Origin of the sequence: Dyella sp. OK004, assembly GCF_900114495.1 — a bacterium.
In the GTDB taxonomy this organism is placed as follows: domain Bacteria; phylum Pseudomonadota; class Gammaproteobacteria; order Xanthomonadales; family Rhodanobacteraceae; genus Dyella_D.
This window is the reverse complement of sequence record NZ_FOZI01000003.1, coordinates 105,167-117,777: the sequence shown is the minus strand read 5'-3', so window position 1 is coordinate 117,777 and position 12,611 is coordinate 105,167. Positions and strand designations below refer to the sequence as shown.

The 12,611-nt window shown below is 61.3% G+C and carries 12 protein-coding genes and 6 tRNA genes; 10 read left to right on the top strand and 8 right to left on the bottom strand.

The window, feature by feature from the left end; translation table 11 throughout:
* The first annotated feature begins 3 nt into the window (after positions 1-3).
* From BM338_RS13170 to BM338_RS13125, 10 genes are all read left to right on the top strand, one after another.
* Positions 4-762, top strand: coding sequence for a heme ABC transporter permease (locus BM338_RS13170; RefSeq protein WP_090451386.1), 759 nt, complete (start codon positions 4-6; stop codon positions 760-762).
* A complete protein-coding gene (gene ccmD, locus BM338_RS13165; protein ID WP_090451385.1) occupies positions 759-941 on the top strand; it encodes a heme exporter protein CcmD in 183 nt (60 codons plus the stop codon). The genes BM338_RS13170 and ccmD overlap by 4 nt, the downstream gene beginning before the upstream one ends.
* Positions 942-963: 22 nt before the next feature.
* Positions 964-1,431 (top strand): cytochrome c maturation protein CcmE, encoded by a 468-nt coding sequence (ccmE, locus tag BM338_RS13160; protein WP_090451384.1) that lies wholly within the window; start codon positions 964-966, stop codon positions 1,429-1,431.
* Positions 1,428-3,404 carry a heme lyase CcmF/NrfE family subunit gene (locus BM338_RS13155; protein WP_090451383.1) on the top strand — a complete coding sequence of 659 codons (1,977 nt, stop codon included), beginning with the start codon at positions 1,428-1,430 and terminating at the stop codon, positions 3,402-3,404. Before ccmE ends, BM338_RS13155 begins: the two co-directional genes overlap by 4 nt.
* Positions 3,401-3,943 carry a DsbE family thiol:disulfide interchange protein gene (locus BM338_RS13150; RefSeq protein ID WP_090451382.1) on the top strand — a complete coding sequence of 181 codons (543 nt, stop codon included), beginning with the start codon at positions 3,401-3,403 and terminating at the stop codon, positions 3,941-3,943. The genes BM338_RS13155 and BM338_RS13150 overlap by 4 nt, the downstream gene beginning before the upstream one ends.
* Complete coding sequence (locus BM338_RS13145) at positions 3,940-4,410, top strand: cytochrome c-type biogenesis protein (protein ID WP_255367302.1); 471 nt, start codon at positions 3,940-3,942, stop codon at positions 4,408-4,410. Before BM338_RS13150 ends, BM338_RS13145 begins: the two co-directional genes overlap by 4 nt.
* Positions 4,407-5,441, top strand: coding sequence for a tetratricopeptide repeat protein (locus tag BM338_RS13140; RefSeq protein WP_090452513.1), 1,035 nt, complete (start codon positions 4,407-4,409; stop codon positions 5,439-5,441). Before BM338_RS13145 ends, BM338_RS13140 begins: the two co-directional genes overlap by 4 nt.
* The gene (locus tag BM338_RS13135) at positions 5,442-6,545 is read left to right on the top strand and encodes a homoserine O-acetyltransferase MetX (protein ID WP_090451381.1); all 1,104 of its coding nucleotides are present in this window, start codon (positions 5,442-5,444) and stop codon (positions 6,543-6,545) included. It begins immediately after the preceding gene.
* A gap of 68 nt (positions 6,546-6,613) precedes the next feature.
* Positions 6,614-7,195, top strand: a complete 582-nt coding sequence (locus tag BM338_RS13130) for a cysteine dioxygenase family protein (protein ID WP_090451380.1) — start codon at positions 6,614-6,616, stop codon at positions 7,193-7,195.
* A 25-nt stretch (positions 7,196-7,220) separates the two neighbouring features.
* Positions 7,221-7,306 (top strand) — tRNA-Leu (locus tag BM338_RS13125).
* A gap of 1,152 nt (positions 7,307-8,458) precedes the next feature.
* On the opposite strand, the gene BM338_RS13115 is transcribed toward BM338_RS13125, so the two are convergent.
* The 8 genes from BM338_RS13115 to rlmE all read right to left on the bottom strand — a co-directional run bounded on the left by BM338_RS13115 (position 8,459) and on the right by rlmE (position 12,563).
* Positions 8,459-8,896, bottom strand: coding sequence for a YybH family protein (locus BM338_RS13115; RefSeq protein ID WP_090451378.1), 438 nt, complete (start codon positions 8,894-8,896; stop codon positions 8,459-8,461).
* A 170-nt stretch (positions 8,897-9,066) separates the two neighbouring features.
* Positions 9,067-9,142 (bottom strand) — tRNA-Lys (locus BM338_RS13110).
* Between the two features lie 15 nt (positions 9,143-9,157).
* A tRNA-His gene (locus BM338_RS13105) sits at positions 9,158-9,234 on the bottom strand.
* A 17-nt stretch (positions 9,235-9,251) separates the two neighbouring features.
* Positions 9,252-9,328: transfer RNA gene (locus BM338_RS13100), tRNA-Arg, on the bottom strand.
* A gap of 24 nt (positions 9,329-9,352) precedes the next feature.
* Positions 9,353-9,429: transfer RNA gene (locus BM338_RS13095), tRNA-Pro, on the bottom strand.
* Between the two features lie 172 nt (positions 9,430-9,601).
* Positions 9,602-9,678: transfer RNA gene (locus BM338_RS13090), tRNA-Arg, on the bottom strand.
* 288 nt (positions 9,679-9,966) lie between these two features.
* Positions 9,967-11,916, bottom strand: coding sequence for an ATP-dependent zinc metalloprotease FtsH (gene ftsH / locus BM338_RS13085; RefSeq protein ID WP_177229341.1), 1,950 nt, complete (start codon positions 11,914-11,916; stop codon positions 9,967-9,969).
* Entirely contained in the window at positions 11,913-12,563 is a 651-nt protein-coding gene (gene rlmE / locus BM338_RS13080) for a 23S rRNA (uridine(2552)-2'-O)-methyltransferase RlmE (RefSeq protein ID WP_090451377.1), read from the bottom strand. The genes ftsH and rlmE overlap by 4 nt, the downstream gene beginning before the upstream one ends.
* Between the last annotated feature and the right edge of the window lie 48 nt (positions 12,564-12,611).

Below are 12,611 nucleotides of genomic sequence, written 5' to 3'. Positions count from 1 at the left end.
GATATGGCGAACTGGATCCCGCTCTGGTTGCACAAGCTCGGCTCGCCGCCGATCTTCTACCGCTTCGCCGGCACATTGCGGCCCTGGGCGCTGGCGCTGGCGCTGCTGCTCGGCGCGGCGGCCTTGTACGGCGGCCTGGTGCTCGCTCCGGCCGACTATCAGCAAGGCGATGCCTACCGCATCATTTTCATCCATGTGCCCAGCGCGTGGATGAGCCTGTTCGTCTATGGCGTGATGGCGGTCGCTTCGTTCATCGCCCTGGTGTGGCGCATCAAGCTGGCCGAGGTCGTGGCGATGGAATCGGCGCCGATCGGTGCAGCCTTCACCTTCATCACACTGGTCACCGGCTCGCTGTGGGGCAAGCCGATGTGGGGCACCTGGTGGACCTGGGATGCGCGCCTGACTTCCGAACTGGTGCTGCTGTTCCTGTACCTGGGTGTGATCGGCCTGTACCACTCCTTCGAGGATCGTCGCCAGGGTGCGCGCGCGGCGGCCTTCCTCGCCATCATCGGCATCATCAATGTGCCGATCGTGCATTTCTCGGTGAACTGGTGGAACACGCTGCACCAGGGTTCCACCGTGCGCATCCTCGGCCCTTCCAAGATGAGCGGCGACATGCTGTGGCCGCTGCTGACGATGATGGCGGCCACCAAGTTTTATTACATCGCCAGCCTGTTCGGTCGCGTGCGCACCGATCTGCTGGCCATGGAAAGCGGCAAGGACTGGGTGCGCCAGATCGCCGAAGAGGAGGCGAAGTCATGAGCGCATTCTTCGCCATGGGCGGTTACGGCGCCTATGTATGGCCAGCCTACGCAGTGTTCTTCATCGTACTGATCGCCGACTACCTAGCCCCCGGCCTACGCCGCCGCCGCAACCTGCGCGAACTTCGCGCCCGCCTCGCGCGCCAGAGCGCGCGGCAACAGCGCAGCCCTGCGCCGTAAGTAACCGCTGCTGAGTGACTTCATGAATCCAACCCGCAAACGCCGGCTCACCATCGTCCTTCTGGTCATCGCGGCCGCTACCGTAGCGATCGGCCTCACCGTGTTCGCGTTGCAGCAAAACATGAACTATCTGTTCACCCCGAGCCAGGTGCAGTCCGGCGAAGCCACCACCTACAAAACCTTCCGCCTCGGCGGCATGGTCAAGGCGGGTTCGATCCAGCGCGGCAGTGATTCGCTCAAAGTGACATTCACAGTGATCGACGCCAGCGGCGCGATGCCGGTGGAGTACACCGGCATCCTTCCGGACCTATTCCGCGACAACCAATCGGTGATTGCCACCGGTCACATGGACAACGCACGCTTCATCGCCACCGAAGTACTCGCCAAGCACGACGAGACCTACATGCCGAAGGAGCTGAAGGATGCGATGGCCAAGGCACACGAAGGCAAGAAGGTCGATGGGGCCGCCATGCAGGACAAGCCGCAATGACACCTGAGCTAGGCCAACTCGCACTGATCCTGGCCCTGTTGCTGGCGTTGGCGCAGGGCGTTCTTCCGTTGATCGGCGCGTGGCGTGGCAATCGTGCATTGATGGCCGTGGCGCGCCCGGCGGCAGCCGGCCAGGCGGTGTTCGTGGCGCTGGCTTTCGGCGTACTGAGCTGGGCCTTTCTGCATTTCGATTTCTCGGTGCGTTACGTCGCCGACAATTCCAACCTCGCCTTGCCTTGGTACTACCGGCTCGCTGCGGTGTGGGGTGCGCATGAAGGTTCGCTGCTGCTTTGGATCTTCATCCTCAACGTGTGGACGGTGGCGCTGGCGGCGCTGAGCCGTAATCTCCCGGAAGTATTCATCTCGCGTGTGCTGGGCGTGCTCGGCCTGGTCGCGGTGGGCTTTCTCGCTTTCATCTTGTTCACCTCGAATCCGTTCGAGCGCCTGCTGCCGATGCCGCCGGATGGTGGCGATCTGAATCCGGTGCTGCAGGATCCGGGCATGACCTTCCATCCGCCCGTGCTGTACATGGGCTATGTGGGCTTCTCGGTGGCTTTTGCGTTCTCCATTGCCGCGCTGCTCGGCGGCGAGCTGGAGCAGGCCTGGGTACGCTGGGCGCGCCCATGGACCAACGTTGCCTGGGGCTTTCTTTCTGCCGGTATCGTTGCGGGCAGCTGGTGGGCTTATGCGGAATTGGGCTGGGGTGGCTGGTGGTTCTGGGACCCGGTGGAGAACGCCAGCTTCATGCCGTGGCTGGTCGGTGCCGCGCTGATTCATGCGCAAGCGGTGACTGAGAAACGCGGCTCGCTGCGCGCATGGACCATCTTGCTGTCGATCTTCGCGTTCTCGCTGTCGCTGCTCGGTACCTTCCTGGTGCGTTCGGGCGTACTCACGTCGGTGCATGCTTTCGCGTCCGATCCGAGGCGTGGCCTGTTCATCCTGTGCTTCCTTGCCGTGGTCGTTGGCGGCTCCCTGTTGCTGTATGCGCTGCGCGCGCCGAAGGTGGCTGGCGGCAAACCCTTCCGTGTGATCTCGCGCGAAACCGCGATCCTCATCGGCAACCTGATGCTCACTGTAGCGGCGGCGATGGTGCTGCTTGGTACGTTGTTCCCGCTGATCGGCGATGCGCTGAACCTCGGCAAGATTTCAGTGGGACCGCCCTACTTCGGTTTTCTGTTCACGCTGTTGATGATGCCGGTGGTGTTGCTGTTGCCGTTCGGCCCCTATCTGCGCTGGGGTAGCAAAGGCGAGACAACGCTGCTGAAGCAGGTGCTGTGGCGCGCCGGCCTGGCAGCGGTGGCGTGCGCCATCGCTGCAGCCTTCGTAACCGGCTGGCAGATGAAGGCCATCGCAGGTACGGCTGCCGCTGTCTGGTGTGGTGTCGGCACTTTGCTTTATGTGATCAAGCGTTGGCGGGAGATGCCCGCTGGCCGCCGCTATCCGGCGGAAATGGCAGGCATGCTGCTAGCGCACTTTGGCGTCGGCGTATTCCTTGCCGGCGTACTACTGACAGAAGCGCTGAGCGTGGAGCGCGACGTGCGTATGGCACCCGGCCAGTCGCAGAGCATCGGTGGTTACGACTTCCGCTTTGACGGGGTGCATGTCACCGAAGGTCCCAACTGGCATGGCGATCAGGGCGTGGTCACGGTATCGCGCAACGGTCGCGAGATCGCCGTGATGCATCCACAGAAACGCACCTATACGCGCGGCCAGGTGCAGACCGAATCAGCCATTGACCCGGGTGTCACGCGCGACTTGTACGTTGCGCTGGGTGAGCCGATGGACCGCAAAGACCCAGAAGGCGCCTGGGCGCTGCGCCTCTATCACAAGCCGTTTGTGCGCTGGATCTGGGCCGGCGGCTTGTTGATGATGCTGGGTGGTTTCTTTAGCGCGGCCGATCGCCGCTTCCGCACGCAGCGCGTCGCTGCCACGGAGCCGGTGGCTGCGGCGGTGACTCAGGAGTCGCGTGCATGAGCCGCCTGATTCCTTTCTTTGGGTTTCTGCTGCTGGTCGCGTTATTCGGTTTTGGCATCTGGTGGAACACTCAACACGATCAGCGCGAGGTTCCCTCCCCGCTGATCAACAAGCCAGCTCCGGCGTATGCGCTGCCAAAACTGGACGATCCCGCACAAACGGTCAGCCGAGCATCGATGCTCGGCAAGCCGTATCTGATCAACGTCTTTGCCAGCTGGTGCATTGCCTGTGGCGAGGAGCATCCGATACTGATGAGCGAAGCTCAGCGCATCGGCGTGCCGCTCATTGGCTACAACTACAAGGACGAGCCAGATGATGCGAAGGCATGGCTGGCGCGCCACGGCAATCCTTACAGCCTGATCATTGCCGATCGCGAAGGCCGTACCGCCATCGATTTCGGCGTGTACGGTGCGCCCGAGAGCTTCCTGGTCGATGCCAAGGGTGTGATCCGCTACAAGCGCATCGGACCGTTGACGCCGGAAGTGATCGAGAAGGAACTGAAGCCGGCGATCGCCGTGCTGGCGAAGGAGGCGCCATGACACAGCCTCGTGGTGTTCTCCATCGCATGCGTGCGGCGTTTCTGTTGCTGCTGCTCAGCACTTCGCTGTTCGCACAGGCCATCGATCCGTTGCCGTTCAAGAGCCACGCGGAGGAGGTCCGTTTTCAGGAGCTCACCCGCCAGTTGCGCTGCCTGGTCTGTCAGAACGAAAACCTCGCCGACTCCAACGCCGACCTCGCGCGCGACCTTCGCCACGAGGTGTTTCAGCTGATGCAGTCAGGCAGGAGCGACGAGGAGATCAAGCAGTATCTGGTCGACCGCTATTCCAAGTTCGTGTTGTACGACCCACCGGTGGAACGCAGCACCTTGCTGCTGTGGTTCGGTCCGCTGCTGATCCTGCTGACCGGTGCCGGCGTGGTGATAGCGACTGTACGCAAGCGCACCCGCAATAACCCGGTGCCCGCATCGGCAAACAACGGTGCGAATGATGAAGGGGACGATTGGTGAAGCTCGCTTTCTACCTGGCCGCCGCGGCGATGATTGCTGTGGCGCTGGCCCTGCTATTGCTGCCGCTGATCCGCCAGGGGCGGCGCATGGGACGGCCGCGCGGTATCTTCGCGCTGGCGCTGGCCGTTGCGTTTGTGTTGCCGCTAGGCGCGGTAGGCATCTATCTGCTGATAGGCACGCCAGTCGCATTGAATGGCGTCGCCGCGCAGACCGAGCAACCCGTCAATATCGACCAGGCCGTCGCCGAGTTGCGCACGCACCTCGAACAGAAACCGGATGACATCCAGGGCTGGCTGCTGCTCGCGCAAACTTACAGCGCCATGCGCAAGCCCGGCGAAGCCCGCGACGCCTACGACCAGGTATTACGCCTTGATGCCAACAGCACTGCCGCGATGGTTGGCTGGGCCGAGACCGATTCGATGGTGCGCCCGGATCACCGCATCGACGGCCGCGCGCTGGAGCTGCTCGAACGCGCAGTGAAACAGGAACCGGACAATCAGCGCGGCCTCTGGCTGCTCGGCATCAGCGATTTCCAGCATGATCGTTATGCAGAAGCCGCCGCCACCTGGCGCAAGCTGCAACCGCTGCTCGAACCCGGCTCCACCGTCACCCAGGCCGTTGCCGAGCAGATCGCGGTGGCTGATGCGCGCGCGGGTGGCAAGCCGGCACAGACATCCACTGCAGAAGGTCCCGCGCTGCAGGTACAGGTGGCGCTGTCGCCGGCACTGAAGAACAAGCTCACCACCGGCGACACCCTTTTTGTTTATGCCCGTGCCGAACAGGGCCCGTCGATGCCGCTGGCCGTAGCCAAGCTCGATGCGGCCACACTACCCGCCACCATTACGCTGACGGACGCGATGGGCATGACGCCGCAACTCAAGCTGTCCACCGTGCCTCGAGTGTTTGTGGGTGCCCGCATCAGCAAGAGTGGGCAAGCCATCCCGCAGCCAGGCGATCTGGAAGGCGATGCCGGTGTGGTTGATGTGGGTACGCGAACGCCAGTCAAGATCAGCATCGACAAGGTTCATTGAATGACTCACGACGCGCGCCGCTACTTCGATCTCCCCTCTCCTTTCCCCATGAAGCGAGGCGGCGAATTGCACGGCGCCTGCGTTGCCTACGAAACCTGGGGCGAGCTGAGCGCGGCGCGCGACAATGCAGTGCTGATTCTTACTGGCCTTTCGCCGAGCGCGCATGCCGCGTCCAATGCAGTCGACCCTTCACCGGGCTGGTGGGAGGCCATGATCGGGCCAGGCAAGGCTATCGATACCTCGCACTGGTTTGTGATCTGCGTAAACTCGCTGGGCAGCGACAAGGGCTCCACCTGTCCTGCTTCGATCGACCCGGCGACCGGCCAACCGTACCGGCTGAGCTTTCCCGAGCTTGCCTTGGAAGATGTGGCCAACTCTGCCCACGCCGCTGTCAGTGGATTGGGCATCGAACAGCTCGCTTGCCTGATCGGTTGCTCGATGGGCGGCATGAGCGCGCTGGCTTACATGCTGCTGCACCCGGGCAGCGTGCGCGCGCATATCAGCGTGGACACCGCGCCGCAGGCGCAGCCTTTCGCTATCGCCATCCGCTCATTGCAGCGCGAAGCGATCCGCCTGGACCCGCACTGGAATAACGGCCAGTACGACGACCAGCACTACCCCGATACCGGGATGAGCATCGCGCGCAAGCTTGGCGTGATCACCTATCGTTCGGCGATGGAATGGAACGGCCGCTTCGCACGCATCCGCCTTGAGGCCGAACAGCGTGACGACAATCCGTTCGGTTTCGAATTCGAAGTGGAGTCGTACCTGCAGGGGCATGCGCAGCGCTTCGTGCGCACCTTCGACCCGAACAGCTACCTCTACCTCTCACGTGCCAGCGACTGGTTCGACATGGCCGAATATGGCGAAGGCAGCATCCCTGAAGGACTCAAGCGCATCCAGATCGAGCGCGCCATGGTGATCGGCGTGAGTACCGACATCCTGTTCCCGCTGGAGCAGCAGGAGCAGATCGCGGAGGGCCTGAAGGCGGCTGGGGCTGCGGTCGAGTTCGTCGCGCTGGACTCCCCGCAGGGCCATGACGCCTTCCTGGTCGATATCGAGAACTACAGCCGGGCTATTGGTGGCTTCCTCACCCGACTCTGAACGCCCTTCCTACCTCTGGCCCCAGCCGCTGCTAAGATGTTGCGGCAACAACGCTAACCGAGAACGTCATGCTCACCCTGGAATTCCCCGGCTGTCGCAAGCTCATCGACGCCATCGACGCCGCCGTCGGCAAACCCACCACGCCCGAGATCACCGACAGCCTGCGCAACAGCCTGTGCCAGCTAATCCGCGGCAACGAGGTGAAGCTGCCTGACTGTGTCTTCGAGACTGCCGAAGGACGCTATGCGCGCCGCGAGCTGTACCGCAGCGAAGACCTCGGCTACTGCGTAGTGGCCATGACCTGGGGTCCAGGTCAGGGCACACCGATCCACGACCACTGCGGCATGTGGTGCGTCGAAGGCGTATGGAGCGGTGCGCTGGAAGTGGTGCAGTACGAGCGCCTCAGCGATACGGATGGCCAGTGGCGCTTTCAGCCCGTCGGCTCGATCCAGGCCGGCCCCGGCTCCGCCGGCAGCCTGATCCCGCCGCACGAGTACCACACCATCCGCAATCCAAGCGACGATGCTGTGGCCGTCAGCCTGCACATCTACTCAGGGCAGATGACCCATTGCGCCGTCTTCAAGCCGGTCGGCGAAAATCACTGCTACGAGCGCAGCGACCGCAAGCTGGGTCTCGACCCGGTGCACTGAAACCGGCATAATGGTCAGCTGCAATGCCGGTGTGGCGGAATGGTAGACGCGGCGGACTCAAAATCCGCTTCTGGCGACAGAGTGTAGGTTCGAGTCCTATCACCGGTACCAACAGAGAGTTTCAGGACGTTCCATACAGTCCCAGAAACACAAGAAAACCCGCTAACTGGCGGGTTTTTTTATGCCTGTTTGTTCCACATCGTGCCATCACGTCCAGACGCACTCGAAGTGGGTGGCAATGTCGCGCCAATGAGACGCAAAGCTCGCGAATCACAACCATGAGACGAAACGAAGGCGCATAGATGTGCACATCTTGTAGGAATTCCCCTATACGCAGGCGCGCCATTCACCGCTACAACTTGTCTTACCTAGGAATCAGACTACTCACGTCCGGCAAGTCAGGGCTCACGAGCCGACGCCCCGGATTTAGGACATAGCGACTACGGACGGTCGCAGGCCCCAAGGATGGGGCTTTCTTTTTTTTGCGGCTTCGGTTGCCACTTAAAGGCACCATGAGAGCCCCCCTCGGCTACAGCGGCCAAAGACGGACGCCTCAGGCCCCGGGACGAGATGCGCAATCGCGTAGGTGGCCCTATCAGATTCATCTCCTCCACTTACGCGGAGGGTGTTACACCCGCTCCATAGGGATTCACCGACATCGCATTGAGCTGGCTGATCGTACTCAACGATAACGAGGGTGTGGGATTCGCTGGCGCTTGCGATACACAACCGATCGTTCCTCGCTCAGCATTCCCAGCCTTTACAGCGGCAGCTGCTTCGGCGGCGAATCCAGCAGCCTGTTTGGCAGCGTCTGCGGCAATTTGAGCCGCCTGTTCGGTTCCAGGCGTTGGCTGCCTCGCCGCCGCAGTAGCAGCCGTGTCTGCGGCATCTTGCGCTGCGTCGGCTGCTTTCTGCGCTTGCTGGGCTGCCGCCTCGGCAGCGCAACCGTCTGTCTCGGACTTAGCTCTTTTAGCTGCATCGGCAGCGTCGACAGCGCCAGAAACCGCCTTCCCCATCGCATCGATTGACGCCCTTTCGGCTGGCGTACATGACCGATTTTCCGCGGCATTTGTGCACGAACTTGGGGTGACGCTCGCCGCGTGATCCGCGGCATGCGTAGCGGCATTGCTGGCCGAGTTCGAGCCGTTTGAACCGGAAACGGAACCTACCATGGTCAAAACTCTTGTGAGACGAGCCTAGACCCTAGCCATTCCGAGAGTGTGGACACACTAGGGCGTACCCTAGGCTCGTACACCATCCAAGTTAAGTCTTGTTGCGCTCGAGAATAGCTTTCAAGTCGTCAAAGCCTATGGGTGCTGATGTGTGCTCATGGACAATCCGCCAGCTACCACCTTCCCTCGACAATCCCCATGTAAGGCGGTTCTGCATCTCCCGAAGTCTTTCGCCCGTCTGGGATATGCCGGCGTAAGTCACGATGGCGCTCAGTAGCGCCCATTCCTGCGCGCCGGTGATCCGGATCTCCTCCATGCTCACAGCCACAGACTCTTCGCCCAGCGAAGCAAACCATTGCTCGACGACTTGCCGCCAGGCCTGTGCGCCCTGATGGCACCAGATGCCCCAGGCGTCGAACACGCGCACGTTCTGGCTGTAGAGCTTGATAAAGGCATCGGCATCCTTGGCGAGGACTGCCGCCTTGTAGCCTTCGAGGACCCGCATGACCCGGTTGTCGAAATCGCTCATTGTCTTATCCCAATGCACTACTGGATTTCAGTCGATAAGTTCCGGATCGACAAGATCCAGTTGGCCTATGAAGTTTTGATGGCGAATCGCACTTGCTCCGAAGAACAAAACGCACGTATATATTTGAGCCAAAGAAAAAGCGCCCAGGTTTCCCTGAGCGCTTTTTGGTTTGGTGGGCCGTGAAGGATTCGAACCTTCGACCAATTGATTAAGAGTCAACTGCTCTACCAGCTGAGCTAACGGCCCGACTAACTTTTGAACTGGGGTGGACGATGGGATTCGAACCCACGACAACCGGAATCACAATCCGGTACTCTAACCAACTGAGCTACGCCCACCGTAAAACTTGATGTACTGGCGCGCCCGACAGGAATCGAACCTGCAACCGTCGGCTTAGAAGGCCGATGCTCTATCCGGTTGAGCTACAGGCGCAATGCACATGGTGCAAAGCAACGCTGGTCGGGGCAGAGGGATTCGAACCCACGACTTCCAGCTCCCAAAGCTGGCGCTCTACCAAGCTGAGCTATACCCCGATTTCGAACCCTCGATCGCTTACGCGAGCCGAAGCTTTGAAATGCTACGGGTGTCGCTTCGCTCAGTCAATCCGTATCGAAGCACACCGAACACATCTTTCGTCCGGTCCACATGGCGATATTTTGCCTTGCGGCACAAGCCATGATGCGAACATCATGTCCTGCGTTGTAATGGCGCGCCCGGAGAGATTCGAACTCCCGACCACCAAGTTCGTAGCCTGGTACTCTATCCAACTGAGCTACGGGCGCGTTGTAAAACCTTTACTTTGTCGCGTAACCACCTGAGTGGAAAGCGCCGAAGCGAGAAGCGGAATTATTCAGATTCGGAGCGCGGTCGTCAATACTTTTTTCAGATTTTTTTCATCGAGAGCGAAGAATATTCATTCTTGATGACGACCGGCATGACCTGAGCCGGTCATTCTAGCCGTCCAAACCAAGGACGCCTAGAGGCGATTCCCGCTTCACATACCTCCACAAGCAAAGAAGGCGACCTTTCCGGCCGCCCTCTTCTCACGATCCACGATCGCCTGTAACCACTCAGGAAAGCGGATGACGGCTTTGCGTAGCCGGGTCACCCACCTTCGCGCCCGCATCGCCACGTGGCGGCGGAGGCGGTGGCGTGGAGCCAGACGACGCCGTCTTGGACCAATCCGCCGGCGGACCCGGCGTACGGCCATTCATGATGTCCTCGATCTGGTGTGCATCGATCGTCTCGTACTGCAGCAACGCATCGGCCATGACGTGCAGCTTGTCGATGTTATTGGTCAGCAGCTGCTTGGTGCGCGCATAAGCACGGTCAAGAATCTCGCGCACTTCCTCATCGATCTTGCGCGCGGTCTCGTTGGAGACGTTCTTGTGCTGCGTCACGGCGCGGCCCAGGAACACTTCGTCCTCTTCCTCGCCGTAGGTCATCGGACCCAGCTTGTCGGACAGGCCCCACTTGGTCGCCATGTTGCGCGCCATCTTGGTGGCGCGCTCGATGTCATTGGAGGCGCCCGTGGTGACCTTGTCCTCACCGAAAATGAGCGCCTCAGCCACACGACCGCCGTAGAGCGAGCACAGCTGCGACTCGATGGCCACGCGGTTCATGCTGTACTTGTCGCCTTCCGGTAAATACATGGTGACGCCCAGCGCACGGCCGCGCGGAATGATGGTGACCTTGTAGACCGGGTCATGCTCCGGCACCAGGCGACCGACGATAGCGTGACCCGCCTCGTGATACGCGGTGAGCTTCTTCTCATCCTCGCTCATCGCCATGGAGCGGCGCTCGGTACCCATCAGGATCTTGTCGCGCGCCTTATCCATATGGCTCATGCGCACATCGCGGGCGTTCTCGCGCGCGGCGAACAACGCAGCCTCATTAACGAGGTTGGCGAGGTCAGCACCGGAGAACCCCGGCGTACCGCGCGCGATGGTCATCGGATCGACGTCGGCGGAAGTCGGCACCTTGCGCAGATGCACCTTGAGGATCTGCTCGCGGCCCTTCACGTCCGGCAGGCCGACCACTACCTGGCGGTCAAAACGGCCCGGACGCAGCAGCGCCGGATCGAGTACGTCGGGACGGTTGGTGGCAGCGATCACGATGACACCTTCGGTGCCTTCGAAACCGTCCATTTCCACCAGCAACTGATTGAGGGTTTGCTCGCGCTCGTCGTGACCGCCGCCCAGGCCTGCACCACGATGGCGGCCGACAGCGTCGATTTCGTCGATGAAGATGATGCACGGCGCGTGCTTCTTGGCCTGCTCGAACATGTCGCGCACGCGGCTGGCGCCGACACCGACAAACATCTCGACGAAATCGGAACCGGAAATCGAGAAGAACGGCACCTTGGCCTCGCCGGCAATCGCCTTGGCGAGCAGGGTCTTGCCGGTACCCGGCGGGCCCACCATCAGCACGCCGCGCGGAATTTTGCCGCCCAGCTTCTGGAATTTGCCCGGGTCGCGCAGGAATTCGACCAGCTCGCCAACTTCTTCCTTCGCTTCATCGCAGCCAGCGACATCACTGAAGTTGACCTTGATCTGGTCCTCGCCCTGCAGCTTGGCGCGCGAGCGGCCAAAGCTCATGGCGCCACGGCCACCGGCGCCGGCCTGCATCTGCCGCATGAACCAGATGAACACGCCCACGATCAGGATGATCGGCAGCCAGTTGAGCAACAAGCCCAGTAGCGAGAAGCCGTTGTTGGAGGGTTCCTGACGCACCTCCACGCCCTTGTCCTGCATCTGCTTCACCACCGAGTTGGTGGAGAAGCCCAGCACAGGGGCGACGGTGCGGAACGAGCTGCCGTCCTTCAGCTTGCCGCTGATGGAGGCCGGTTGGTCCGCACTGATCATGGCGGTGGCGACGTTGCCGTTGTCCACGCTCTGTACGAAGCTGCTGTAAGGCAGATCGGACGACGACGCGCCATGCGGGTTGAAGCTCTGGAACACGGTGAGCAACACCACGGCGATAATCAGCCAGAGCAGCAGGTTTTTAGCCATTTCGTTCATGCACGGTTCTCGCCCGGTTGACCGTCACTGACCTTTTTTCCTGTGGCCAGTGCATATACCTCACGCGAACGGGCGCGGGAGGCCTTTGGTTTACGCATAGTTACGCGCGAAAACTCCACACGCAAGCTACGTAAGTAATCGTCGAAGCCAGCTCCCTGGAACAGCTTGATCAGGAAAGAACCGCCAGGTTTCAGCCAGTGGCGACTGAAATCCAGCGCCAGCTCGGCCAAATCCATAGCGCGGATCTGATCGGCCAGCGCGACACCACTCATATTGGGGGCCATGTCGGACAGCACAAGATCGACCTTCTCCCCGCCTAAGCGCTCCTCGAGCTCGCGCAGCACTGACTCCTCGCGGAAATCACCCTGCAGGAACTCCACCCCGCCAATACCCTGCATCGGCAGGATATCCATAGCGATGATGGTGCCCTTATCGCCCATGCGCTGGCGCACCAGTTGGGACCAGCCCCCCGGAGCGGCCCCCAGATCGACCACACGCATGCCCGGTTTGAGCAGGCGGTCCCGGTCGATCAGCTCTTCCAGTTTGAAGGCCGCACGCGAACGCATCCCCTCGGCCTGGGCCTTCTTCACATAGACGTCATCGAAATGCTCCCGCAGCCAGCGGGAACTGCTTTTGCTGCGAGACATGTCGGCAACTGCCACAGATACGGGGAGAATGGTCCGCATGATACCCTT